Annotated in this window: 20 protein-coding genes; 15 read left to right on the plus strand and 5 right to left on the minus strand. The window is 36.4% G+C overall.

The features are described 5' to 3' along the window. Positions 1-27 precede the first annotated feature (27 nt). Complete coding sequence (nagE, locus tag J7E63_RS18085) at positions 28-1,917, minus strand: N-acetylglucosamine-specific PTS transporter subunit IIBC (protein WP_215014807.1); 1,890 nt, start codon at positions 1,915-1,917, stop codon at positions 28-30. Positions 1,918-2,165: 248 nt separating this feature from the next. Between nagE and nagA the strand changes: the two genes are divergently transcribed. The 5 genes from nagA (at position 2,166) to J7E63_RS18110 (ending at position 6,782) form a co-directional block, all read left to right on the plus strand. Next, positions 2,166-3,365, plus strand: a complete 1,200-nt coding sequence (gene nagA / locus J7E63_RS18090) for an N-acetylglucosamine-6-phosphate deacetylase (protein WP_215014809.1) — start codon at positions 2,166-2,168, stop codon at positions 3,363-3,365. Next, on the plus strand, positions 3,362-4,117 hold the full coding sequence (gene nagB / locus J7E63_RS18095; protein ID WP_215014810.1) for a glucosamine-6-phosphate deaminase: 756 nt from the start codon (positions 3,362-3,364) through the stop codon (positions 4,115-4,117). Before nagA ends, nagB begins: the two co-directional genes overlap by 4 nt. Before the next feature lie 24 nt (positions 4,118-4,141). Beyond that, positions 4,142-4,864, plus strand: a complete 723-nt coding sequence (locus J7E63_RS18100; RefSeq protein WP_215014812.1) for a GntR family transcriptional regulator — start codon at positions 4,142-4,144, stop codon at positions 4,862-4,864. A 21-nt stretch (positions 4,865-4,885) separates the two neighbouring features. Then, the gene (locus J7E63_RS18105) at positions 4,886-5,623 is read left to right on the plus strand and encodes an SIS domain-containing protein (RefSeq protein WP_215014814.1); all 738 of its coding nucleotides are present in this window, start codon (positions 4,886-4,888) and stop codon (positions 5,621-5,623) included. A 157-nt stretch (positions 5,624-5,780) separates the two neighbouring features. Beyond that, positions 5,781-6,782, plus strand: a complete 1,002-nt coding sequence (locus tag J7E63_RS18110) for a CAP domain-containing protein (RefSeq protein WP_308161973.1) — start codon at positions 5,781-5,783, stop codon at positions 6,780-6,782. 45 nt (positions 6,783-6,827) lie between these two features. Here J7E63_RS18110 and J7E63_RS18115 read toward each other — a convergent pair whose 3' ends face one another. Then, positions 6,828-7,874: an ATP-binding protein gene (locus tag J7E63_RS18115; RefSeq protein ID WP_308161974.1), complete on the minus strand. Its 1,047-nt coding sequence runs from the start codon at positions 7,872-7,874 to the stop codon at positions 6,828-6,830. 351 nt (positions 7,875-8,225) lie between these two features. Beyond that, positions 8,226-9,752 (minus strand): diguanylate cyclase domain-containing protein, encoded by a 1,527-nt coding sequence (locus tag J7E63_RS18120; RefSeq protein ID WP_215014823.1) that lies wholly within the window; start codon positions 9,750-9,752, stop codon positions 8,226-8,228. Between the two features lie 484 nt (positions 9,753-10,236). Between J7E63_RS18120 and J7E63_RS18125 the strand changes: the two genes are divergently transcribed. Together J7E63_RS18125 and J7E63_RS18130 are read left to right on the plus strand one after the other, a co-directional pair. Further along, positions 10,237-11,646, plus strand: a complete 1,410-nt coding sequence (locus tag J7E63_RS18125) for an MFS transporter (RefSeq protein WP_215014825.1) — start codon at positions 10,237-10,239, stop codon at positions 11,644-11,646. A 379-nt stretch (positions 11,647-12,025) separates the two neighbouring features. After that, positions 12,026-13,408: a glycoside-pentoside-hexuronide (GPH):cation symporter gene (locus tag J7E63_RS18130; protein ID WP_215014827.1), complete on the plus strand. Its 1,383-nt coding sequence runs from the start codon at positions 12,026-12,028 to the stop codon at positions 13,406-13,408. Positions 13,409-13,480: 72 nt separating this feature from the next. Here J7E63_RS18130 and J7E63_RS18135 read toward each other — a convergent pair whose 3' ends face one another. After that, positions 13,481-14,674, minus strand: a complete 1,194-nt coding sequence (locus tag J7E63_RS18135; protein WP_215014829.1) for an ROK family transcriptional regulator — start codon at positions 14,672-14,674, stop codon at positions 13,481-13,483. A gap of 259 nt (positions 14,675-14,933) precedes the next feature. Here J7E63_RS18135 and uxaC point away from each other — a divergent pair, with 259 nt between their 5' ends. The 7 genes from uxaC (at position 14,934) to J7E63_RS18170 (ending at position 22,983) form a co-directional block, all read left to right on the plus strand. Further along, on the plus strand, positions 14,934-16,337 hold the full coding sequence (uxaC, locus tag J7E63_RS18140; protein ID WP_215014831.1) for a glucuronate isomerase: 1,404 nt from the start codon (positions 14,934-14,936) through the stop codon (positions 16,335-16,337). 73 nt (positions 16,338-16,410) lie between these two features. Beyond that, on the plus strand, positions 16,411-17,823 hold the full coding sequence (gene gndA / locus J7E63_RS18145; protein ID WP_215014833.1) for an NADP-dependent phosphogluconate dehydrogenase: 1,413 nt from the start codon (positions 16,411-16,413) through the stop codon (positions 17,821-17,823). Positions 17,824-18,059: 236 nt separating this feature from the next. Further along, positions 18,060-18,998 carry an AraC family transcriptional regulator gene (locus J7E63_RS18150; protein ID WP_215014835.1) on the plus strand — a complete coding sequence of 313 codons (939 nt, stop codon included), beginning with the start codon at positions 18,060-18,062 and terminating at the stop codon, positions 18,996-18,998. Next, positions 18,998-19,885, plus strand: coding sequence for a sugar phosphate isomerase/epimerase family protein (locus J7E63_RS18155; RefSeq protein WP_215014837.1), 888 nt, complete (start codon positions 18,998-19,000; stop codon positions 19,883-19,885). The genes J7E63_RS18150 and J7E63_RS18155 overlap by 1 nt, the downstream gene beginning before the upstream one ends. Positions 19,886-19,887: 2 nt before the next feature. Then, complete coding sequence (locus J7E63_RS18160; protein ID WP_215014839.1) at positions 19,888-21,048, plus strand: Gfo/Idh/MocA family protein; 1,161 nt, start codon at positions 19,888-19,890, stop codon at positions 21,046-21,048. 67 nt (positions 21,049-21,115) lie between these two features. Then, the gene (locus tag J7E63_RS18165; protein ID WP_215014841.1) at positions 21,116-22,120 is read left to right on the plus strand and encodes a Gfo/Idh/MocA family protein; all 1,005 of its coding nucleotides are present in this window, start codon (positions 21,116-21,118) and stop codon (positions 22,118-22,120) included. A gap of 2 nt (positions 22,121-22,122) precedes the next feature. Further along, a complete protein-coding gene (locus J7E63_RS18170; RefSeq protein WP_215014843.1) occupies positions 22,123-22,983 on the plus strand; it encodes a sugar phosphate isomerase/epimerase family protein in 861 nt (286 codons plus the stop codon). Between the two features lie 504 nt (positions 22,984-23,487). Here the strand turns inward: J7E63_RS18170 and J7E63_RS18175 are convergent. Then, entirely contained in the window at positions 23,488-24,669 is a 1,182-nt protein-coding gene (locus tag J7E63_RS18175) for an ROK family transcriptional regulator (RefSeq protein ID WP_215014845.1), read from the minus strand. 233 nt (positions 24,670-24,902) lie between these two features. Between J7E63_RS18175 and J7E63_RS18180 the strand changes: the two genes are divergently transcribed. Further along, the gene (locus J7E63_RS18180; protein WP_215014847.1) at positions 24,903-26,171 is read left to right on the plus strand and encodes a nickel pincer cofactor-dependent isomerase, group 22; all 1,269 of its coding nucleotides are present in this window, start codon (positions 24,903-24,905) and stop codon (positions 26,169-26,171) included. Positions 26,172-26,179: the final 8 nt, after the last annotated feature.

Genomic DNA, 26,179 nt, shown 5'->3' on the forward strand with positions numbered 1-26,179 from the left:
CAGGTGCCTGACACCTGTCGTTCTTTTTTATTCAATCGATAGAATTCCACTTTGACCTTGAGGCGTGTGTCCTTGTTTCTTTACATTTAATTTTGTTAGGTTCGTAAAGATAATAGGAGTAACAGTAGATGGAGCTGACTTCTTGATAAAATCTAAATCAAATTTTAGAATTTCTTGCCCTTTTGTAATCTGCTCGCCTTCTTTTACAAGAACTGTAAAACCTTCTCCTTTTAAATTCACAGTATCCATCCCAACATGGATGAGAATTTCATATCCTTGTTTTGATTTGAGTCCAAGGGCATGTTTTGTTGGAAATATATTAATGATTTCACCGTCAACAGGTGAAACTATTGAACCTTTAGATGGAACGATTGCAAAACCATCGCCCATCATTTTTTGTGAAAAGACCTGGTCTGGAACCTCATGAAGTGGAATAATTTCTCCTTCAATAGGCATAATAAATTCTTTTTCCGAAAGAGGTAGTTTCCGATTCTCTTTCACTGATGTGTCTTCGTTGGGAATTATATCAAGATTTACGTTGTCCATATCAATTTTCTTCATAGCATCGGCAACAAATTCTACTTCTGTACCAACCACGATTTGCAGATTGGTTTTATTTAACTTCATAATTCCTTTAGCACCATGTGCTTTGAGGGCAGATTCGTTTACCTTCTCCATATCTTTAATATTTAAGCGAAGGCGTGTTGTGCAATTATCAATTGTTGTAATGTTTTCTCTTCCACCAATATCATTAATAAAATGATAAGCCATCGTTTCAAATTTATTGTTACCAACAGTGGCAGCGGGAGACGCATTATCGAAGTTTTCGTCATCATCCTCACGGCCAGGTGTTTTAATATTAAATGCTTTTATTAATCCGTAGAAAATAACGAAATAAATAACGGCGTAGACAAGACCTACTACTAATAACAATAATGGCTTTTCAGCGATGTTAAAGTTTAATGCGTAATCAATAGCACCTGCAGAAAAAGTGAAGCCATCACGAATTCCAAGCATCGATGTGATCACAAAGGATAATCCTGTTAAAACAGCATGAACACCATATAATAATGGAGCAATAAACATAAATGAAAACTCAACTGGTTCTGTAATCCCTGTGAGGAATGAAGTCAATGCTAGACCAATAAACATTCCTAATGTAGCTTTTCTTTTCTCCGGTTTTGCGGCAGCCACAATAGCAAACGCTGCACCAGGAAGTCCAAACATCATAACTGGGAAGAATCCAGTCATATAACCGCCCGCAGATGGATCTCCAGCAAAGAAACGAGCAATATCTCCGGTTTTACCAGCATACTCTCCAAATTGGAACCAGAATAAACTGTTTAATACATGGTGCAAGCCTAAAGGAATGAGCAGACGGTTTAAAAAACCGAAAATACCTGACCCGATTGCTCCTAATCCTATGATCCAGTTACCAAGCCCATTAATAGCATCCTGAATCGGCGGCCAAGCAAATCCGGCAATTCCAGCTAAAAGAACCATTGCAACGGAGGTAATAATCGGAACAAACCGTCTGCCGCTAAAGAAACCCAGCCACTCAGGCAACTTTATATCATGGAAACGATTGTATAATAATCCCGCAATAATCCCGGCCAATATTCCTCCAAGAACCCCCATATTAATATCTTTATCAATTGCTTTTGTTCCTTCAGTTAATACCAAGTAACCTATTGCACCAGATAATGCAGCGGCACCATTGTTATCCTTTGAAAAACCAATGGCTACTCCTATCGCGAAGATTAATGCTAAGTTTGCAAAAATTGCGTTTCCTGCATTTGCTATAAATGGAATATCTAATAAATCGGGTTGTCCAAACCGAAGCAATAGCCCTGCAGCAGGCAATACTGCTATCGGAAGCATTAATGCTTTACCAATCCGTTGTAAAAAGCCTAACATAATAGTCCTCTCCTTTTTAAAAGTCATTCTAGTGAAAGCGCTTTTCCATTAGTAAATATATCACTAAATATTTATAGATGTCTATACCAATTTTTAATTCGATAATAAATATTTAAATTCCTTTACCATACTTGATGGCCGAGAGATGAAAAAATTTAAGTTTATCGATTCAATCAAATTGGTATAGACAACTAGAAAAAGGTGATGCTAATATATAGTATAGAAATACCCGAAAGGAAGTAATTTCAATGATTCAAAAAATTAATCATATTTTGCTTAAGGGAATCCAAGTTTATGCAGAAGATATATTAATTGAAAATGGATTTATTAAAATAAATAACGGAAAAATAGTGGAAATTGGATCAATGGAAGAACTTGAAAAGGAGAATGAATTTGAAGTTATTGAGCTTCCTGGGCACTATAAAGCAATTCCCGGTTTAATCGATGTTCATATTCATGGGGTCAATGGTGCTGATACGATGGACGCCACTAAGGAAGCACTAGACACAATGGTTACAGCTTTACCGAAAGAAGGAACCACGAGTTTTTTAGCCACAACAATGACCCAAGAAGGTAAACAAATTGAAAATGCTTTAATAAATGCAGGGCAATACATTGAAAAGCAGATACCAAATGGAAAGGCCGAAATACTTGGCCTCCATCTTGAAGGGCCGTTTGTAAACGCAAAAAGAGCAGGGGCACAGCCGATACAGCATATTATTGACCCGGACCTTGCTTTATTTCAAAAATGGCAAAACCTTACAAATGGGAATATTAAACTTGTTACACTTGCCCCAGAGCGTCCAGGTGGACTAGAAATGATTCGATATTTAAAGTCAAATGGGATCATTGCATCAATTGGTCACACCGATGCAACCTTTGATGAGGTTGATGAAGCCATTGATGCTGGTGCAAACCACGTAACCCATCTTTTTAATCAAATGAGGGGACTGCATCATCGTGAACCCGGTGTCGTGGGTGCAGCTTTTTTACGAGATGAATTAAAAGCTGAAATTATCGTGGATGGGGTGCATGTTCGTCCGGAAATGGTAAAACTTGCTTTCAAACAAAAGCAAAGTGAAGGGTTAATCTTAATAACCGATTCCATGCGGGCGAAATGTTTGAAAAATGGTAAATATGATCTTGGTGGTCAAGAGGTAACAGTAAAAAATGGAAAAGCAGTCCTTGTGGACGGAACCCTTGCAGGAAGTATTTTAAAATTGGGGCATGCAGTAAAAAATATTATTGCTTACACTGGCTGTCCACTTGAAGACGCTATTGAAATGGCTTCCGTGAATCCAGCAAAGCAGTTGAATATGTATGATCGGAAAGGCAGTATTGCTGTTGGAAAAGATGCAGACATTGTCATTTTAGATGAGCAGCTGGAAGTTTATATGACACTTTGCCGTGGGGCTCTTGCATTTAAAAGGGAGGAAAACTCAAAATGAGGATTATTGAGGTAAATGATTATCAACAAATGAGTAACAGAGCGGCTGAATTTATCATTGAAAAGGTAGTTCAGAATCCAAGTATTAAACTTGGATTAGCAACAGGTGGGACACCCATCGAAACCTATAAAAGTCTAATCGAGGATCACAAAATGAATGGGACGTCTTATCAGAAAGTAACCACATTTAATTTGGATGAGTACATGGGACTATCAGGTGATAATAAGAACAGCTACCGGTATTTTATGAATAACCAACTTTTTAATTATATTGATATGAATAAAGCTAAAACAAATATTCCAAGCGGTATTGCTGCTGATTTTCAAGAAGAATGCAATCGTTATGAAGATTTAATTGCTAAGCATGGCGGCGTTGATTTACAAATTCTCGGAATTGGCAGTAATGGGCATATTGGATTCAATGAACCAGGAACTTCCTTTGGTTCCAAAACGCATATTGTAAAGTTAGCACCTTCAACCATTCAAGCAAATGCAAGATTTTTTAACCGAATTGATGAGGTTCCTACAAAAGCGATTACGATGGGGATTGCAACCATTATGAAAAGCAAAGAAATTCTTCTTCTCGTTTCAGGTGAAAAGAAAAAAGAAGCACTGTTTAGACTTTTGAACGGCGAAATTAATGAAAGTTTTCCTGCATCCGTGTTGAAAAATCATCCCTGTGTTACAATTATTGCAGATAAAGCGGCAATAGCAGATCTAAAGATTCACTATAGCGCAAAGGTGCCAATGTAAAGGAAAGGGTGCAGTTGGAGGAAAATGATTAATAAGAATTCTCCCATTCCAATTTATTATCAACTTGAAGGATATATCAAAGAGTTAATTGAAAACGGCGAATTGCGACCTGGTGATTCTCTCCCTCCTGAGAGAGAATATGCGGAGAAATATCAAATTAGCCGGATGACCGTTAGACAGGCCTTTACACAGTTAGTAAATGAGGGCTATTTATATCGTTTGCAAGGAAAAGGAACATTTGTTGCAGAAAGAAAAATCGAACAGCCCCTTCAGGGATTAACAAGCTTCACAGAAGATATGAAGGCAAGAGGATTGGAACCAGGGAGCCAATTAATCCACTTTGAAATTATACCCGCGACAAAACAAATAGCAGATCAGCTTTTGATTTCAGAATATGGACCCGTTTATGAAATCAAACGGATTCGTATGGCAGATAGTGTCCCAATGGCCTTAGAAACAAATTATATTTCAGCAAATCTCGTTAAAGGACTTACGGAACACATTGTAAATAAATCCCTATACGCACATATTGAAGGACAGTTAGACTTAAAAATTGATAGCGCTTCTCAGATTATTGAATCATCAGTTGCCAGCCAAAGTGAGGCAAATTATTTAAAGATTAGCAAAGGGTCACCAGTTATGTTAATCCAAAGAAATACTTTTCTTAAAGATACTACCCCGGTTGAATTTGTTAAATCTGTATATCGGGCGGATCGTTACAAGTTTATGATTCAGATGAAACGCTGAAAACAAAGGAGATTATTTATCTTGTTCAATCTTTATTTTTCTAAGCTTAAAGAAATATTAAGCTTAATCGAAAAAGATGAAAATGAAAACCTAAAAAAAGCTGCAAAGAAAGTGGCCAAGTGCATCCAAAAGGATGGGATTGTTCATGTTTTTGGTTGCGGACATTCCCATATGCTTGGGGAAGAACTATTTTACCGAGCTGGTGGACTGGTTCCAATTAATCCAATCCTAATAGAAGATTTAATGCTGCATAAAGGGGCGGTTCGCTCCTCTCAATTAGAAAAAGAAAATGATTTTGCAGAACAATTCATGAAAAATGTTAAGATTCTACCTCAAGATGTTGTCATTGTCGCATCAACCTCTGGCAGGAATCCTGTGCCAATTGATGTGGCCGAGATTGCTAAAAATAAAGGTGCATTTGTCATTAGCGTCACATCGTATGTTTATACAAAAACCGTGAAGTCAAGACATAAAAATGGTAAATATTTGTATCATACGGCTGACCTTTCCATTGATAATCATATTAAAGTGGGTGATGCATTAATGGAGCACGAGTCAATTGGTGTAAACTTTGGTTCAGGTTCAACGGTTGTAGGGACAGCAATTGTTAACGGAATAATGGTTGAAGCCATCCGCATAATGATTGAAAATAATTTTGAACCGCCAATCTTTAAAAGTGGCAATGCAGATGGTGCCGAAGAACATAATCGAGACCTTATTAACAAATATAAAGGCCGAATTCCGATGCTGGAAAATTGACCCTTAAAAACAAGCCGACAGTTTCAATAGTTGGTTTTTTTTTGTGGAAAATTGTTATTATACCCGATTATTAAATACGTTTATTTTCCATCAATACTTTCTTTGAAAAACATTAACACTATAAAGGCAACATGAATTTCAAAAGGAGGTATTTCGATTGATAAAAAAACCAGTTGGGTTACTGTTAACAGCGGTCTTAACAATGGGCCTTGCTGCTTGTAATAACAATGATAATAAAGAGATAAATGATCAAGGGTCAAATCGTATAGGAATGAACACGAATAACAGAAACAATACCCCTTATATGGATGTACGTAATGGGAGAGATGATGGGATCGACCACAATGGTCCTTTAACTGAGGATTATACGAACAATAATAACAGCGAATCTGATTCTGATGTAAATTTTTATAACAATAAACGAAAAAATAAGAAAAATTACAACAACAATGATGATATGATTTCTGCATATCAAACAAATTTGAACAGTAATCAATACCCTCATACAAGGGCGGTATTAATCCAAGATGCAAAGTACCAGTTTATTCGTCTCGATCCTAGACTAGGTAATTTGGCACTCCAACAGATCCAACCTTATATTCAGCAGCAAAGACCGAATGGACAAGCACCAGTTCAACAACAACCGGCACCAATTCAACAGCAACCAGCACCTATCCAACAACAGCCAGCACCGAAGCAACAACGGCCAGCTCCACCACAAGCCCAACCTGCACCAAAACAGCCAGCTACTACACAAAATAATGCACCGGCTACTGGGACAGTTAGTCAATACGTACAACAAGTAATTGACCTAACAAATGCCCAACGCAGTAAAAACGGACTTCCTGCTCTAAAGGCGGACACACAGTTAAACAGTGTTGCACAGAAAAAATCGTTGGATATGCAGCAAAAAAATTATTTTTCACATACAAGCCCTACCTATGGATCACCATTTGACATGATGAGAGACTTTGGCGTGACCTATAAATCTGCAGGTGAAAATATCGCACAAGGACAACGAACGCCACAAGAAGTAGTAACAGCTTGGATGAACAGTGAAGGGCATCGTAAAAATATCTTAAGTTCAAATTTTACTCATATTGGGGTAGGATTTGAAGCGACAGGCAAACACTGGACCCAAATGTTTATTGGTAAATAAAGTGAAAACAAACCGACAAAAGTTAATCTTTTGTCGGTTTGTTTTTTAAATGATAATATTTTCCTTTTTCATTATCGACGAAATCGTTGGAAATTTAAAATGAAAAGTGGTTCCCATTCCCACTTCACTTTCAGCCCAAACCGTACCATCCATTGCACGTGCAATGCTGTAAACCACCATCATACCTAAGCCTGTTCCATTTTTTCCTTTTGTGGAATAAAATGGTTCTCCTAATCGCTCCAGTTGTTCTATGTTCATTCCTACACCAGTGTCCTTCACACTAATGGTTACATTGTTTTTACTATACTCCGTTGTGACAGTTAAATAACCTCCATTAGGCATTGCTTCAATCGCATTTTTGAGGACATTCACAAAGCATTGACGGAACTTTTGGCCATCCCCTTTTATAAACCCAATCACTGAAAAGTCTGTGTTAATCTCGACTGAATTTTGATGGGCTAAGGGTTGAAGAATATTAATTATTTGCCGTAATTCACTTTTTACATTTAGTTCTTCAAATGCCTCAAGCGATGGTTTTGCAAAGGTTAAATAATCTTGAATAACCCGTTCAGCCGAAATTAATTCCTCTTTTACAATCGATAAATATTCTTTCCGTTTATGCCTTGAAAGATAATCATCTTGCAGGAGCTGAACAAACCCGCTAGCTGCAGTTAGTGGATTTCGAATCTCATGGGAAATGGCAGCTCCCATTTGTTCAACTGCTTTTAACTTTTCAGCTTTAATCAGCTGCTGCTGCATTTCATTATTTCTTCTGACAAATTCAATCCCATATGAAATGATCCCAATCCCGAGAGAGGGAATGAATAAGAACGCAGTCCACGCATCCAGCCAATAGGAATGAGTATTGGCGAAACTCATCCCGATAACTGTAATAACGCCGAGGATTATTCCCAAACATACTGTAACGAAAATACGGCGTACTGGAATTTGCTTTAAAAACCAAGGATATAATCTCCAGAATATTATCGAGAGAGGTGCATAAAGCATAATGGTTTGAAAAAAGCCTAAATCAAAACCATAGAATCCCCGAATAATAATAATTACTCCTATAAGAATCGGGCCAATTCCCACATAAAGGGCCCCCAAAACCAAAGGAATAATCCTTAAATCATATCGAACATATGAAATCGGATTGTATGAAAATTGAATACATAACCATAACATGGCAATAAAAAAGATTGTAAGTGAGGGTTTGGATAGGGTGAATTTTTTATAATTATCGAAAAAAATTAAACAAAAAAACAATAAAACGATATATATTGAGAGGTTTAAGAAAAGATGTTTCGTAATTTCCATTGTCTCACCATCCAAAAAGGGCTGATAGGAAAATTTTACATGTATTTACCGCATTATACAACAAAATTTGCATAATATTTAGAAAAATATGTTTTGAATTGATAAAAAAAGGAAGGCTTGTATTATTTACAAGCCTTCCATGCTTAAATGAGAAGATGAAATTGTATTTCTACCTTTTGTCTTAGATAAATATAATGCCGAATCAGCCATTTGAATTAATGCTTGCGGTTTTTCTAAAGTTGTTGGAACCATTGTGGCAAATCCAATACTTAAAGTAACAATATCAGCAATGTCAGAACTAATATGAGGAATTTTAAGTAACTTAATTGTCTCCTGAATTTGATAAGCAATTTTCATCCCTTCCTCCATGGTTGTAGAAGGAGAGATGAGAGCAAATTCCTCACCTCCATAACGGCAAAAAGTATAATGAGAGTTAACAGCCATTTGATTGTTAATAGCTTGTGCAATTGATTGTAAGCAAAAGTCTCCAGTTAGATGGCCGTATGTATCATTGTATTTTTTAAAGTAATCAATATCAAACATAATTAATGTGATTGGCGTATGACTTATAGAAGAATTAGCCCATGCTTTATTAAGTGTTTCGTCAAAATATCTTCTGTTGGCAATCCCTGTTAGTCCATCTAAGTAGGATAGTTGATTGAGTAATTGATTTGCCTCTTGTAGTTTTTGTTCGGTAAGTTTTCGATCAGTAATATTCCTTGATACAATAATGACTTTCTTACTTCCATCTTCTTCGAAATGAACGCTTTTTAAAGTAGATTCAATCCAAACATAATCTCCTTTATTCGTACGGTACCTGTAAGTTGATTCAGCCCCACCCTCAAGAAGTGCTTTTTCAAACATGTCTTTTGTTTGTACAACATCATCTGGATGAATAAAAACCTCCATTTTTTTTCCGAGAAGTTCAGGATACTCAAAATGAATAATTTCTTTTACAGCGGGTGAAATATAAATATATTCGGCTTTTTCGTTGTGCATTGTAATCATGTCACTTGAATATTCAGCTATGAGGCGAAAACGTTCTTCAGTTTCCTTCAATTTCATGACATTATGCTTTAATTGATTTTGTACTTCGTATGACTTCACCACGAAAACAAAAAAATGATAAGCAAAAAAACCACCAATGAGAGAAATTAAATAATGTATGGTTAAAACACTTTTGAGCATTTGGAAGTTGTCAATTCTGATAATGAAAATGATTGAAACAATTAATAAACCAATCAGATTCATTATGAAAGCCTTTAAAGTTCTGGAATAGTTTAATGTTGCGATTCCACCACAGAGGCTCCCTGTTAGTACAGCCCCGATTGCTCCCAGTAAGGAAGATTCATTCATACCAAAAAAAAGGATTCTTCCTGCTGCAATAAGGACTGCAGCCAATATTGCTGGGATATATCCACCGAAAGTTGCAGCGATCACTATTGCCAAATGGCGTAGATCAGCAATCGTGGTTGCGTTTATTTGAATGCTAAACGACATTAAAATATTCCCTAGAACTCCAAAACAAAATCCCCAATATAATTTTGAGGATAGCGGAGAGGAAGGATTAATTGGCTTATCTTTAAATAACACTCCCATAATAGAAAAGGAAGCAATTAATAGTGAGGCATTTGAAACAAAATCTTTTAACATGCATACTCTCCTGGAATAGTGAATAAAGTTCTTAGAGCTATTGTGCAATATTATTTCATAAATTATTTGCATCTTTTCAATTATACTATGAATTAGATATTTATGACAAAGTTAGATTAAAAAAGGCTCCCTTGTGACGTTCTTGAACAGTTAGTGTCAATTTTTTTTTAATTACATCAATATACTACTTCTGACTACAAACTATCTTAAGCACTTAATCACGTAAGAGAAGGGACCTTAATATTTGGAAAATTTTTTTATTAAACGCTTACAAAAATCTGTTGACTGAGTAAATAGTCGATGATAAGATACAACTATACTAATTAATTAGTTCAATAAACTAATTAAAAGAAATGCACTAATATTTTTTTAATAATCTTTGAAAGGGATTTCAAAGTACTGAAGGTTCAAAAAGATTTAAGGATTTAAAGGTATAGGTAATCGGGTTAGATTAAAAACTAAATGCATAATGGAGGGGTCAAAAATGAGTCAAACTGCAAAAAAAGCCGCTGTGGTACAAGGTTCTGCAAATGAATTTAGAAAGTTTGGAATGAAAGACAAACTTGGTTATATGTTTGGTGATTGGGGGAACGATTTCTTCTTTGTTCTAGTTGCCGCATTCTTAATGGTTTTTTATACAGATGTCTTTCATATTAATCCTGCAGCAGTCGGTGGATTATTCTTACTTGCCCGTTTGTGGGATGCAGTAGCAGACGTATCATGGGGCCGTTTTATTGATACAAGAAAAGCAGGGAAAAATGGCAAATTCAGGCCTTGGATTTTTAGAATGTCTTTCCCGCTTGTTATTTGTGGTGTTTTAATGTTTGTTCACATTCCAGGAATGTCAGATGGATTTTATCTTGCTTATGCTTACGTAACATATATTATATGGGGAACACTATATAGCACAGTTAATATTCCTTACGGATCAATGGCTTCAGTTATCACAGGAGATCCTGTTGAACGTACAGCACTATCAAGCTGGAGAACATTAGGTGGAAACTTGGCTGGTTTAATTATTAACGTGGTTGGCCCTATGATTTTGTTTGTTAACAACAAACCAGATGCTAATCGCTTCATATTAGCTGCATTAATTTTCGGTGGACTTGCACTTGCTTGTTATATGGCTTGTTATAAATTATCGGTTGAACGAATTGTAATGGATGAAACAACTAAACCAAAAGTGAATTTGGGACAAACAATGAAAGGTCTTGGAAAAAACAAACCATTAATTTGGTTCCTCATTGCTTCATTATTGTTCTTGGTTTGCTTTATGCTAATTGGTGCAGTAAACGTTTATCTATTTAAAGATTACTTCGGAAATGCTAAAGCACTAAGTATGGTTGGTCTTCTTCAAGCTATTGCAGTATTTGTAGGTATGCCATTTGTTAAACCATTAGTTGCGAAATTTGGTAAAAAAGAAGTGGCTTCTGGTGGTTTATTAATAGCAACAGTTATATATACGATTTTGTACTTCCTTCCAAATTTAACTGGAACACAATTTATTGGTGTATTAACAATTGGGATGTTTGGTTATGGAATTTTCAACCTTGTCATTTGGGCTTTCGTTACTGACGTTATTGATTATCATGAGTATTTAACTGGTTTACGTGAAGATGGAACCGTTTACTCGATTTATTCTATGGCACGTAAAGTTGGTCAAGCAGTAGCTGGCGGCGTTGGTGGTGCAGCAATCGCAGCTGTTGGTTATAATCCAACTCTTAAAGCACAAACAGCTGATACGCTTCAAGGAATTCATACACTTGGAACTCTAGTACCTGCAATCATACTTGCTGTTGTGTTCCTAATTATTGTATTCTGTTATCCATTAAACAAAAAGCGTACAGCACAACTTACAGCTGATTTAGCTGAAAGGAGAAAAGGCAAACATTAATTCAATATTACCAGAAGGAAGATAGCTAACATCTGTTAGCTATCTTTTTTCATCATGTCTTAAGTGATATTTTAAATTAGGAAAATATCGGCTCCGTTTCATACGAATCGGAGCCTTTTCTGTTATGTTATGAACTCCATTATTGATCTTTGCTGGATAAATGTTTATAAATGGGTTGGACAGGATGATATACGCTTACAAATTATTATTGACGAAATTTGTCGACGGTGGTATTCTATCAATGAAGTTAATTTGTTAGTTTATTAAACAAATTAAAAAAATCTTTTTCAAGCTTACTATTCCAACCATATAATCTTTGTAGTTTTGAAAAGGGTTACAGGTAAAACACATTTAATTAATATAAAAGGAAGAGGGAGACATGATGGAGAATAATGCCCAAAAAAAATTAACCTTAAAAGAAAAAATCTCCTATGGTTTAGGTGATGTGGGTAACGGATTTATGTTTGATATGGGGCAAATTTATTTGCTTAAGTTCTATACAGATATTTTAGGAATTTCGGCTTATTGGGGCGGCCTCGTATTTTTAGTATCGAAGATTTTTGATGCATTTGCAGATTCATCAGTAGGTGCTTTTGTAGATAAACGAAAGGTGGGGAAACGAGGTAAGTTTCGGCCGTTCATCTTATTTGGATCGATTCCGCTTGCCATTATGACTATCATTTCATTCATGGCACCTGACTTTTCAGATACAGGAAAAATTGTCTTTGCTTTTATAACCTATATGGCCTTTGGGTTGTCGTATTCCATTGTTAATATTCCTTATGGATCACTCGCAGCTTCCATGACCCAAGATTCTGTGGATCGGGCATCTCTTGGATCCTTCAGAGCTATTGGCAGCCAATTTGCAATGCTTATTTCTGGGATGGTTGTTATCCCAATTGTTTTATATTTTCCAGATCAAAAATTAGGATATACCGTGGGAATCGGTTCGATGGCGTTAATTGGGGTCATATTCCATTATATTTGCTATCGTAATACAAATGAAAATGTGATTAGGGTCCCTAAAAAAGAAGAAGAAAAGCTTCCGATGTCAAAACTCTTCAAATTATTGCTAAGTAATAGACCGCTAATTGCTCTATGTTTCGTTTGTTTGTTTATGGTTGCTGGGAGTAACCTACGCACGGCTGTTCAGTTATATTACCTACAATATAATTTAGGAAATCCAGGTCTTATGTCTTTGCTTTCATTTACTAGTATTGGAATCGCTGTCATTGGTTCATTTTTTATTCCAGCACTTGTTAAAAGACTTGGAAAAAAGAAAACATTTATTATCGGTCTTTTTATTGGAATTGCCGCGGATGTTGCGAACTTTGTTCTACCAGCTAACGTACCGACTTTCCTTATATTACTTACCATTGGAAGCTTAGGTCTTAGCTTTGCACTAGGTTTACCATGGGTAATGGTTGCGGATGCAGTGGACTATCACGAATGGAAAACAGGACAACGTACAGAAGGAATTGTATATTCAAGTTACAGTTTCTTCCGTAAACTAGCACAGGCGTTAGCTGGTTTTATTCCTGGCGTTGCCCTTGGATTAATCGGTTATGTTCCAAATGCAGAGCAAACTGCTGGCGCACTCCTTGGTATAAAAGGGCTAATGTTCATCGTTCCAGCCGGACTAAACTTAATTGCAGCGGTTATCTTAATTGTTCTGTATAATTTAACAGAGGATCTTTATAAAAAGATTGTTGATGAACTTAAAGAAAAACAAAAGGTGAATGATAGTTTAAAAAGTGCGTAATGAACATCGATAAAAACCCCTTTTAGCACTAGCTAAAAGGGGTTTTTCCTTGAAAGAAGGGGTAATCAAGTTCTAAATGAGTACGCTTCCAATTCGATTGGATTTTATCTCATAAGGTAAATTTAACATCGGGACATCAAGAAAATGTTTGATAGCAAGTGCACATGCCCCAAGGACACACGATTCTTTCCCGATAGTAGAGATCATTAATTCCCGGTAATGACTAATTGAAGAATTTAGATTTCCACTAATTTTATCGAGAGAGTCCGGATACATACGCAACAGTTCACTATCAAGCACGAGTACGTCTGGATTATACATGTTAATCATATTATTCAATCCAATGGAAAGGTAGAAAAGGAATTGTTCCATCAATTCATGCACTTCCACATCACCTTCATTAAGCCAATTTTGAATATGTTCGTAAGTTAGATTCTTTATTTGTCGTTTTTTAGATAAATGTTCAAAAATGACCGATTCCGAAGCATACTTTTCCCAGCAACCCTTATTTCCACAATTGCATGGTTTTCCTTGTGGAACAACAATCATATGACCTATTTCACCAGCATATCCGTCATTTCCTCGAAAAAACTCATTGTTCATCATCATACCTAGGCCGATCCCAGAATAGAGGGTCGCACATAACAAGTTGTCTGTTTCATGGTGCACAAAGACCCTTTCGGCAAAAGAACTTAGATTTGCATTATTTTCAAGGTAGATAGCCGTATCAAATTCTCTTTCTAAATCACGCTTGAGATTAATATCATGCCAATTAAACCGTGGAACATAGTGGATCTCCTCGTCTTTTGTGACCAGACCATGGATGGCGATAACAATTCCTACAATACCATAGCGGCTCGTAGTGCAATCTGCTTTGAACTTTTTGATTTGTTGAATTAAAAGATGAAGAATCTCTGCATAATTAGAAGTATTTATTTCGATAATATTAGATGAAACAGGACAGCCAAGAAGGTTTGATAATGTAAATGATATTTGACCATAATCAAGGTCAATACCAAGTGCATAGCCAACTTGTCCGTTCAATGAGAGCATAATCGGCTTTCTTCCAACCGAAAAATGCTCAAGCTGTGTCTCTATAATAAGCCCTTCTTCTAATAAGTCTGCAACTTGTGCTGAGATGGTTGCTCTTGTTAAGTTAGTGGCTTTGGATAGATCTGCTCTCGAAATCATTCCTTCTTTAACAATTTCTCTAAGGATTAAAGAGCGATTAATTTTTTTTATATATGCCGCATCACCCGTAACCATTTTTATCCTCCATTTCGTGCATTCCTTTGTTTATATTCTTATTATATCAGTTCTTTCATTAAAAGGTCGTTATTATTCTATTAATTCCTAAATAGTTAATTGACTAAACATATTAAACATGATAAATTAGGAATGTAATTAATTTGTTTATTAAACAAATTAAATGAGAATGATCTGATAACAAATACTTATATATTTCTGTAAGGGGTTACAGATGTGCATTTACCGTATGAATTTCTATCTAAAGGAGAGGTATTCGATGAAAAAATTTATGGATCAACACTTTTTGTTAAATACAGATACTGCAGTTAAACTGTATGAAAATGCCGCAGCATCTTCACCAATTTTTGATTTTCACTGTCACTTAGATCCAAAGGAAGTTTGGGAAAATAAGTCTTACGAAAATATTACTCAAATCTGGCTTGGTGGGGACCATTATAAATGGCGAACAATGCGCATGCATGGTATCGGAGAGCAATACATTACTGGAGATGCGGGTGATTGGGAAAAATTCTCAGCATGGGCAGAGACAGTTCCACATTTAATTGGAAACCCAGTATACCATTGGACGCACTTAGAATTAAAAATGGTCTTTGGTATTGATAAAGTATTAAGTCCTGAGACAGCTCGTGAAATTTGGGAAGAATGTAATGAAAAGTTACAGACGCCTGAATTCAGTGCAAGAGCTTTAATTGAGAGATCAAATGTAAAGTTTATTGGAACAACGGATGATCCAATCTCTACATTAGAATTCCATCAATTACTGAAAAATGATGAGACCTTTAAAACAATTATTGCTCCAACATTCCGTCCGGATGGTGCGCTTTTTATTGAACGTCCAACTTTCAAAAGCTGGATTGAAAAATTGGCGGATGTTTCAGGCATAAAAACGGATTCCTTAGATGGATTTTTAACAGCTTTGAAACAAAGAGTAGAGTATTTTCATGAAAATGGGGGCCGTGCCTCAGACCATGATATTCAAAAAATGGAATATGTAGAAACAACCAAACAAGAGGTTGAAGCGATTTTCAATAAACGTATTAGCGGTGAACAACTTACAAATGATGAAATGATTGCCTATCGTATTTTCCTCTTAAAAGAACTTGGAAAAATGTATGCAGAAAAGCAGTGGGTCATGCAGCTTCACATGGGAGCAATGCGAAACAACAACACAAGGATGAAGGAATTGCTTGGAACAGATGTAGGATTTGACTCAGTTGGAGAAGCTAATATGGCTGAGGGGCTATCCCGATTCCTTGATGCCCTTGATCAGGAAAATGCACTTCCTAGAACTGTATTATTTAACTTGAACCAAAAAGATAATGTAGTCTTAGCTGGAATGATGGGTAACTTCTATGAAGAAGGGATTCCAGGAAAAGTTCAATTAGGCTCTGGCTGGTGGTTTTTAGACCATATCGATGGTATGGAGAGACAAATGAAGGATTTTGCAAATGTCGGATTACTCAGTCACTTTATCGGCATGCTGACAGACTCTCGCAGTTTTCTATCCTATGCACGTCATGATTACTTCCGCCGAATTCTATGTAACCTCCTTGGCGAATGGGTTGAAAAAGGGTTAGCGCCGAATGACATGAAGCAAATGGAGCAAATGGTAAAGAATATTTGTTTTGATAATGCTGAAAAATATTTTTTAAGACGCTAAAAAGCACTTTTTAATTGTATTAATGAAAGAAATATGGTTATCTAAGTAGTATTAATAATGAAAGAGGGATAGTATGTCTAAACAACAAATTGGTGTAGTTGGTTTAGCTGTTATGGGTAAAAACCTTGCCCTAAATATCGAAAGCCGTGGTTATTCTGTCGCTGTATTTAATCGTTCATACGATAAAACAGAAGAGTTTTTAAAGAATGAAGCAGAGGGAAAAAACTTTGTAGGTGCAAATACTGTTGAGGAATTCGTTAATTCTTTAGAAAAGCCTCGCAAAATTTTATTAATGGTTAAAGCTGGTACTGCAACAGATGCAACCATCGACTCTTTAAAGCCATTTCTTGAAGAAGGCGATATCCTAATTGATGGTGGGAATACATTCTTCCAAGATACAATCAGACGTAATAAGGAACTAGAGACAGCAGGATTCCATTTCATCGGAACTGGCGTTTCAGGTGGAGAAGAAGGCGCATTAAAAGGTCCTTCTATCATGCCAGGCGGTAAAGAAGAGGCTTATAACCTTGTTAAACCAATCTTAGAAGCCATTTCTGCAAAAGTAGAGGGCGATCCTTGCTGTACGTATATTGGTCCAAATGGTGCTGGTCACTATGTGAAAATGGTTCATAACGGAATTGAATATGGAGATATGCAGTTAATCTGTGAAGCCTATTTTATTTTGAAAAATGTCCTTGGTTTAGATGCAAAAGAGCTTCATGAGGTCTTTGCTGAATGGAATAAAGGCGAATTAGACAGCTATTTGATTGAAATTACTGCTGATATCTTTACAAAAGTGGATGAAGAAACAGGTAAACCAATGGTTGACCTAATCCTTGATACAGCTGGTCAAAAGGGTACAGGTAAATGGACAAGCCAAAATGCACTAGACTTAGGTGTTCCACTTCCAATTATCACAGAATCAGTATTTGCCCGCTTTATTTCTGCTTTGAAGGATGAGCGTGTTAAGGCAAGTAAGGTTCTAAATGGACCTGAAGTTAAGGCGTTTGAAGGCAATAAAGAAGAATTAATTGAAGCTGTTCGTAAAGCACTATATATGAGTAAACTTGTTTCTTATGCACAAGGTTTTGCACAAATGCGTGCAGCGTCAGAAGAATACGATTGGAATCTTCAATACGGTAATATCGCGATGATTTTCCGCGGAGGCTGTATCATTCGTGCACAATTCTTACAAAAGATTAAAGATGCGTATGATCGCGACCCTGAATTAAGAAACTTATTGTTAGATCCATACTTCAAAGAAATTGTTGAAAACTATCAACAGCCATTACGTCAAGTTCTTGCTGTGGCAATTGAGCGTGGTATTCCAGTTCCATCATTTGCAAGCGCAATTGCTTACTATGACAGCTATCGTACTGAAACACTTCCAGCGAATCTTTTACAAGCACAACGTGACTACTTCGGTGCACATACGTATCAACGTGTTGATAAAGAAGGCGTATTCCATACCAACTGGATGGAATAAACAATTTGATGTGTAACGCCATTAATAGAGACAAAACCTAGCCTAATAAGCTGGTTTTGTCTCTTTTTTTATTAAGAAATTGTCTATAATTTATTAATTGAAAGCAATCTTAGTCAAAAATTAAATGTTTTTAAGCAGTATTGGAGAATGATTTTTGTATCTAGGTGCAATATACTTAAAGTAAGTTAAGTTACCAAATTAACTTTGACAACGCTTGTTCTAAGGGTGTGAGAGTTATGGATCTGGATCTGACAACTACCTTTACTTATCGAAAGAAATTAATGGATGAGTGGATCACTGCTTTCTACCGAATGAAGGGGATGTACTCGAGAAACTTTGATTTTCATTCACATAAAGAATATGAAATTTATTTTTTTCACTCTGGTGATTGTAAGTATTTAATTAACAATCGGATTTATGAATTACAGCCTGGTGACATCATCCTTTTAGATGGTCTAACCTTGCATAAACCTAATCCGGGCATTGAGAATACCTACACCAGAAGTATGCTTCATTTTTCACCGACTTGGCTGCAAGAGTCTCTGAATGCCCTTGGTATTCCTAATTTGTTAGATCCATTTAAAAAACTTAACAATTGCTTGCTTCGAACAGGATATGATGAATCGGGACAATTTGTTGATGGGCGAATTAAGGAAATAGTTAGCTCGCTGAAACATATTGATGATGAAATGCAACGAACCGGTAAAAAAAATGAACTGTTAGTAGCTGAAGTGAAACTTGAATTGGTTCAATTATTGTTGGGAATTTATAAAATGAGTCAAAAGGAATTGTCACATGTAACGAGTAAAAAATCGGAAAAGGAAGTTCATGCCGAAACAATTGCCTCGTGGATCAATGACCATTATTCAGAGAAAGTTAGTCTAGACAAAATTGCGGCAGAGTTAAATCTGAGTAAGTACTATGTTTCACATATATTTAAGGAAGTCACTGGGTTTACGGTGATGGAGTATGTAATGGCTTGTCGGCTCAATCAAGTAAAATATTTGTTAGAAATGGAGCCAGATCAGTCGCTTTCAGAGGTATCTAGTGCTGCTGGTTTTGAAAGCGTTGCCCACTTTAGCAGATTTTTTAAAGATAAGGTTGGTACCACTCCATCAAAGTATCGTAAAACGAAACTTAATCGCAGCATTCCTATAAAGAAGGGAGAATCATAATGAATCAAGATTTAATGATTTCAGGATTTTCAGATGAAATTTCATCAGAATTTGATACACAGCTTGAAGTTGTATCAAATTTAGGAATGAAATATATATCACTTCGTGGTATTGATGGGAAAAATATTGGTGATTTTACTGTTGATGAAATAAACGAAAATGTCCTGCCCAGGCTTCAAAAAGCCGGTATTGGCGTTTCTTCCATAGGCTCGCCAATTGGAAAGGTATTCATCAATGATGAAGAGGGCTTTGCTAAGCAAAAGAAAACGTTGGACACGCTTTGCCAAATTAGCAACTTGCTCGATTGTAAATATATGCGAATCTTCAGCTTCTATATTCCTAAGGGTGAGGATGCAGACCAATATCGTAGTCAAGTTGTTAGTAAGCTAAAGGAATATGCGGCCATTGCAGAAAAATACAATGTGATTTTGCTGCATGAAAATGAAAAGGATATCTTTGGTGATATCGGAAGACGCTGTCATGAGATTTTAACAGAAGTAGATTCTCCTTACTTTAAAGGGATTTTTGACTTCGCTAATTTCGTACAGTGCGGTGAGGACACACAAGAGTGTTACGATCTCTTAAAAGACGAGATTGTTTATATACACATTAAGGATGCTGTAACATCAGATAGTCAAAACGTTGTCTGTGGAACTGGCGAAGGTAAAATACCTGAGCTATTAGCTCAATTTATTAAGAGCGGCTACAAAGGCTTTTTAACTCTTGAGCCACACCTCGTTCTCTTTGATTCACTAAAGGATTTAGAACTTGAGGATGCAACTGAGATCATTAAGGACAACAAAGGGCTGGATGGTGCAGGCGGCTACAAGCTTCAATATGAAGCACTTATAGAAATTCTTAAAAAAATTGAAAGCGAGGGAATTTAATTATGGCTGATGTAAGATTAGGGATTATTGGATTAGGTGCAGAGGGTGGTATGTACGCTAATTTCATTTCTGAAGGAAAAGTTAAAAACATGGTGATTGGTGCAATCTGTGATAATGATCCTGCTAAAAAACAAGTAGCGCAAGAGAAGTATCCTGGTGTTCCTTTCTACGATAATTATATCGATATGATGGAAAGCGGTGACGTTAATGCGGTCGTTACAACTGTTCCGCATTATCTCCATCCTGAAATGGGAATCGAAGCACTAAAAAGAAACATTCATGCATTAGTGGAAAAACCAGCTGGTGTTTATACAAAACAAGTTAAAGAGTTAAACGACTTTGCAGCAACAAAACCTGAAGTTAAGTTTGCCATCTTCTTTAACCAGCGTACAAATCCACTTTATAAAAAAGTAAAAGAAATTATTGATAATGGTGAGATTGGCAGCATTCGCAGTACCAACTGGATTATTACTACTTGGTGGAGACCTCAAGGGTACTACAATCAAAGTGAATGGAGAGCAACTTGGGGCGGAGAAGGCGGAGGTGTCCTTGTAAACCAAGCGCCACACCAAATTGACTTGCTTCAATGGATTTGCGGCATGCCGAAAAAGGTTTATGCAAAAGTGAACTTTGGCTCTCAAAGAGATATTGTTGTTGAAGACGATGTGACAGCAGTATTTGATTATGGAAATGGTGCTACTGGTGTATTTGTAACTCGTACACACGATGTAGTGGGGACTGACCGTCTAGAAATCCTGGGCGATAAAGGAAAAATTGTGGTAGACGATAGTAAGAAAGTAACCATCAAGCGCCTGAAGAAATCTGAAAATGAAATGAGCAATTCCATGGATATGTCAGATGTTATGAAGCTGTTTATGGGCGGCGGTGCAGGTGATATTTTCACTGAGGAAGTACTTGATTTTGGCAATGTTTGGGGCGAACAGCACATTGCTGTATTAGATGACTTTGCTTCTGCGATTGTAGAAGGTACTCCATTATTAGCACCTGGCAGCGACGGCATTAATGGTGTTAGACTTGCAAATGCTATGCACCTGTCAGCCTGGTTAGGCAAGGAAGTGGAAATACCATTTGATGAAGATTTATTCCTAGAAGAATTAAATAAACGGATTGCAGAAGAAGGTAAATATCCGGTTAGAAAGTAATCAAACGCATGAAACGAACTCATCGCTAATGCAGCTTTGAGTTCGTTTCAAAAAAGGGGAGAAGCTCATGCTAAAAGTAGCAGTAATAGGGCTTGGAGATATTTCGAAAATTCATATTCCAGCTATACAAGCGAACCCAAATGCTGAGTTAGTGGCAGTTTGTGATCTTGATGAATCATTAAAAGATAACGTACCTGGGGTAAATTTTTATCGAGATTATCACGAGATGCTTGAAAAAGAAAACCTTGATGTTGTCCATAATTGCCTGCCTCACTATCTACACTATCCTATAACAAAAGCTTGTGTAGAAAAGGGTGTTCATGTTTTTCAAGAAAAGCCGTTGGGCTTGAACACGGAAGAGGGACAGGCACTCGTAAAACTAGAGGAAGACCACCGTGATGTTAAAATCGGTGTGTGTTTACAAAACCGTTATAATGAGTCGTTTGAAATGCTTATGGAGATTGTCAAAGGCGGCGAATATGGCAAGGTCACAGGAGTTAAAGGGTTGGTGGCTTGGTACAGACCAAAAGCTTATTATGATGTGAAACCATGGCGTGGAAAAATGGCGTATGCCGGGGGCGGTTCCTTGATCAATCAAGCTCTCCATACACTGGATTTAATCCAGCTAGTCGGCGGAAAAATAGAATCAATAAGAGGTTCAGTGGACCAATTATTGGATTATGGGATTGAAGTGGAAGATACTGCTTCCGCACATATACTCTTCGAAAACGGTACAAGAGGATTATTTTTTTCAACCAATGCCAATCCAGAGAACTCCAGTGTAGAGCTTGAAGTATATCTTGAAAAGGGTAAATTCATCATTAAAGACAGTATTCTCACAAGAATAAATGAAGAGGGAAAAAAGGAAGAATTGGTAGAAGATGCTAAGCTGCCTGGCTCAAAATTCTATTATGGTGCCAGCCATGCGAAAACAATCAATCAATTCTATAACTGTATTTTACAGGGCACTCATGATTATGTTCATGCAAAGGATGCAGTAGTTTCAATTGAAATGATTGATGCAATTCGGAAATCTTCCGAGACAAAACAAACAATAAAAATGGAGGGGTAACCATGAAAAAAGGTAAAATCGGCGTTCAAATGATGATGCTAAAAGGCAAAGTGGACGAACTCGGTGCCTATGAAACAATGAGAAAAGTAAGAGAGCTTGGATATGGTGCTGTAGAAGTATCACAAATTCCAATGACAGAAGAAAACGTAGCGGAGATAAAAAGAGCAAGTGAAGATTTTGATATCAAAATTGCTGCTCTTTCTGCTGCTTTAGAACCAATGCTACCTGGTGCGCCTGGCGAGACGTTAACGAATGACTTTGAAAAAATTGTTAATGATTGTAAGACCCTGGACTGTAATTTTTTACGAATCGGAATGTTGCCGCTTACCTGTATGGGTCATAAAGATAGAATCATGGATTTTATTGAAAAGGCAGAAAAAATGGCCCATAGATTAGCAGAACATGGAATTGAATTGTATTACCATACACACCATCTGGAGTTCCAAAAATATGATGGTGAATATTTATTGGATATCATTAAAAATAACACAACCAAACTTGGTTTTGAGTTAGATGTTCACTGGATACAAAGAGCAGGTGTAAATCCGGTCGAGTTTGTTAAAACATACGCTGGTCGTATTTCTTTATTGCACCTAAAGGATTACCGAATCGGACAGATGGATTTAAGTGAAGTAGACTTTAAAGATATGTCTAAATTCTTTCAAATCTTCACGAATACAATTGAATTTGCGGAGCTTGGGGAAGGCAACCTTGATATTAAGTCGATTATCGAAGCAGGTTTGGAGAGCGGAGCACAATATTTCTTGGTAGAACAAGATGATACATATGGCCGCGACCCATTTGATTGTTTAGAAATTTCAGCAAATCACCTGAGAAAACTAGGATTTGGCGAATGGTTTTAAAATTAAAACGACCGTAAAAGGAAATTAAGTAAATTGGGTGTCAGGCACTATGGTGTCAGGCACTTTCTTTTTTTTAAGGCTGTGTTATAGGATATTGTTGATTTCATAGCCAAGTTGATTGGAGCGGAAATCAACAGCCAAGTTTAACAAAGCCAAAAAAAACCAATTCACATTTTATTTATGTGAATTGGTTCTGATTGGTTCAGAAAGATGAAATGGAATGTATTCACCATTTTTTTCAATTTGTTTAACTACTAAATTAATTAGATATTTCATTACAATTCCTCCTAGTAATTTGATACTCTTATTATCATTTATTATCAAAATTTAAACAAACTCACTGAAAACGGAAACAAACGCGATGAAAACGGGAACATTGGTTATGAAAGTGTTCACATCCTCTTTTTTCTTATAATTACGCCGATTTTCTCGCTATTCCATTCATTCCAAATGAAAAAGAAAAAGCCTTCTGGAATGAAGGCTTATATTTACTTTTTGCGTATTCTATTTATCGAGAAAGTTCTCCTCACACAAAGTTAAACAAAGCTCTGAAACCCCTAAAAAGTTTTGAATGGTCAAAGCACAGGCACCCATGATACACGCCCTTTTGCCAAATTCTGAGATCAACAATTCCGAATAATGGCTAATCGAAGAAGAGAGATGGGCTTTAAGTTCTTCAGCTGCATTAGGATATAAACGAAGGATTTCACTATTTACCACTAAGATTTCAGGATTATAAAGGTTAATTAAATTATTTAATCCAATAGAAAGATACATAATAAATCGATCTATCTCTTTTAGGAAAACAGGGTCATGTTCATTGATCCGATTTTGAAAATCTTCAAGGTTGAAAGCTATTTCTTTTTGATTTTCAGCAAATTGGGTAATAAAGCTCAATTCGGAAGCGTATTGTTCCCAGCATCCCAAATTTCCGCAACGGCAGGGGAGTCCATTTGGAACGACAATCATATGTCCAATCTCACCAGCGTAACCGTGGAATCCTTTGAATAATCCGCCATTGATAATAAATCCAAGACCAATTCCAGAATACAAACTGACAGATAATAGGTTGTTACTTTGGTGGTGTTTATACACTTTTTCCGCAATGGAGCATAAGTTGGCATTATTTTCGATGTAAACATTGACTCCTATTTCATTTTCTAAGTCATTTTTTAAGGTTTTGTTTCGCCAACCGTGTTGAGGGACAAAATCAATTATTTCATCTTTATTTACAATTCCATGTATTCCAATGGTAATACCAACAAGACCGTAACGAGTATGGGCGAATTTAAATTTATAACAAGTAATCTGTTCTATTAATAACTTAAGAATGACATCATATTCAGAAACTTGCATTTCAATTATATCTGTCTGAATAGAAGTACCAATTAAATCTGATATGGTAAAAGTAATTGAATTTTTATCTAGGTCAATTCCCAGGGCAAAACCCGCCTCTCGGTTAACTGAGAGCATGATTGGCCTTCTCCCCAAACTTTTGTGTTCCTGTTGTGTTTCAATAATTAATTCTTTGTCCAATAAATCTGATACCTGTACAGAGATCGTTGCTTTATTTAATCCTGTAATTTTTGCAAGCTCTGCTCTAGATATCAATTTATGCTCAACAATTTTACTTAAGATTAAAGACTTGTTCATTTTTTTGATAAATGCTGCATCTCCTGTGAGCATAAAGAACCTCCTTGCATTTTTAAAAGGAAATAACTTATTAATATTGACGTAATTTAGTCATAATGATATTATACAGGTAATTAGTTTGTTTGGTAAACAAATTAATAAATAATACTTTTTTTTAGTTTCTTTTGTAAGGGATTACAGGGGGATTTCATTATAGCCTCATCAATACATGGAATGTAATAGAATGAGGAAAACTTTAATAGGTAAAAAAAAGGAGTGATACAAACATGGGTATCCTGCAAGAATTATTAAAAGATATTCCAGTTCCTAAAATGGCAAAGGTCAAAGTTCACTTTGATAACACAAAGATTGATGACCTTGGTACTACGCTGAAGGAGCAATTACAGCAAGTACATATTCAGAAAAAAGTACAGCCTGGGATGGAAATTGCGATTGCTGTTGGCAGCCGCGGACTTGATCGCCTCGTTGAAATTACTGAGGTAACAGTCAGGTTTCTTAAAGATTTAGGAGCTAAACCTTTCATTGTACCAAGCATGGGGAGTCACGGGGGGGCGACTGCAGAGGGTCAACGCGAAGTTTTAGCGCATCTTGGTGTAACCGAAGAAAGTGTCGGTTGCGAGATTCGATCTTCAATGGATGTAGTAAAGATTAGTGAGCTGCCGAATGGATTACCAGTTTATGTGGATAAATTTGCTTCTGAAGCGGACGGAATCGTTGTTATTAATCGTGTGAAACCACACACAGCTTTTCGTGGACCAGTAGAAAGTGGAATTATGAAAATGATTAGCATTGGATTAGGAAAGCAAAAAGGGGCAGAGGCCTGTCATCAAATGGGATTTAAATATATGGCAGAAAATGTCCCGGCCATGGCAAAGATCATCATGGAAGAGACCCCCATACTTTTCGGAGTTGCAACAGTTGAAAATGCATTTGATAAAGTTGCAATTATTGATGTACTTACTCCAGAAGAGATTATTAATAAAGAACATGAACTTCAAAAACAAGCAAAAGAGTTATTACCAAAGCTTTTCTTTGATCAATTGGATGTCCTTGTAATTGATGAAATAGGTAAAAATATTAGTGGTGATGGTATGGATCCGAATATTACGGGACGTTATCCAACACCGTATGCATCTGGTGGACCTGAAGTTAACAAAATGGTGGTGCTCGATGTAACACATCAATCAGAGGGTAATGCCAATGGAGTAGGAACGGCTGATTTTACGACACAACGGCTAATAGACAAGATGGATAAAGAAGGAACTTATGCAAATGGCTTAACTTCCACCGTTGTTGCTCCTACAAAAATTGCTACGACATTACCAAACGATAAACAAGCGATCCAAGCTGCTATTAAAACATGCAATATTTTAGATTTTAGAAACGTCAAATTAGTCCGCATAAAAAATACATTAGTGTTAAGTGAAATTGAAGTGTCTGAGCCTTTACTTGAATATGTAAAACAGCATCCGAATATGGAGCTAAGTTCAGATCTATATGAAATTCCTTTTAATGGAAATGGAAATTTATTTTAATAGAATAA

This window comes from Bacillus sp. ISL-75 (assembly GCF_018613095.1).

Excerpts from the sequence above, each read along its gene's own strand:
- nagB (WP_215014810.1), top strand. The coding sequence starts at position 3,362 with ATGAGGATTATTGAGGTAAATGATTATCAACAAATGAGTAACAGAGCG.
- nagA (WP_215014809.1), top strand. The coding sequence starts at position 2,166 with ATGATTCAAAAAATTAATCATATTTTGCTTAAGGGAATCCAAGTTTAT.
- J7E63_RS18130 (WP_215014827.1), top strand. The coding sequence starts at position 12,026 with ATGATGGAGAATAATGCCCAAAAAAAATTAACCTTAAAAGAAAAAATC.
- J7E63_RS18135 (WP_215014829.1), bottom strand. The coding sequence starts at position 14,674 with ATGGTTACGGGTGATGCGGCATATATAAAAAAAATTAATCGCTCTTTA.
- J7E63_RS18170 (WP_215014843.1), top strand. The coding sequence starts at position 22,123 with ATGAAAAAAGGTAAAATCGGCGTTCAAATGATGATGCTAAAAGGCAAA.
- nagE (WP_215014807.1), bottom strand. The coding sequence starts at position 1,917 with ATGTTAGGCTTTTTACAACGGATTGGTAAAGCATTAATGCTTCCGATA.
- J7E63_RS18155 (WP_215014837.1), top strand. The coding sequence starts at position 18,998 with ATGAATCAAGATTTAATGATTTCAGGATTTTCAGATGAAATTTCATCA.
- J7E63_RS18150 (WP_215014835.1), top strand. The coding sequence starts at position 18,060 with ATGGATCTGGATCTGACAACTACCTTTACTTATCGAAAGAAATTAATG.
- J7E63_RS18125 (WP_215014825.1), top strand. The coding sequence starts at position 10,237 with ATGAGTCAAACTGCAAAAAAAGCCGCTGTGGTACAAGGTTCTGCAAAT.
- J7E63_RS18120 (WP_215014823.1), bottom strand. The coding sequence starts at position 9,752 with ATGTTAAAAGATTTTGTTTCAAATGCCTCACTATTAATTGCTTCCTTT.
- J7E63_RS18160 (WP_215014839.1), top strand. The coding sequence starts at position 19,888 with ATGGCTGATGTAAGATTAGGGATTATTGGATTAGGTGCAGAGGGTGGT.
- gndA (WP_215014833.1), top strand. The coding sequence starts at position 16,411 with ATGTCTAAACAACAAATTGGTGTAGTTGGTTTAGCTGTTATGGGTAAA.
- uxaC (WP_215014831.1), top strand. The coding sequence starts at position 14,934 with ATGAAAAAATTTATGGATCAACACTTTTTGTTAAATACAGATACTGCA.
- J7E63_RS18165 (WP_215014841.1), top strand. The coding sequence starts at position 21,116 with ATGCTAAAAGTAGCAGTAATAGGGCTTGGAGATATTTCGAAAATTCAT.
- J7E63_RS18175 (WP_215014845.1), bottom strand. The coding sequence starts at position 24,669 with ATGCTCACAGGAGATGCAGCATTTATCAAAAAAATGAACAAGTCTTTA.
- J7E63_RS18180 (WP_215014847.1), top strand. The coding sequence starts at position 24,903 with ATGGGTATCCTGCAAGAATTATTAAAAGATATTCCAGTTCCTAAAATG.
- J7E63_RS18100 (WP_215014812.1), top strand. The coding sequence starts at position 4,142 with ATGATTAATAAGAATTCTCCCATTCCAATTTATTATCAACTTGAAGGA.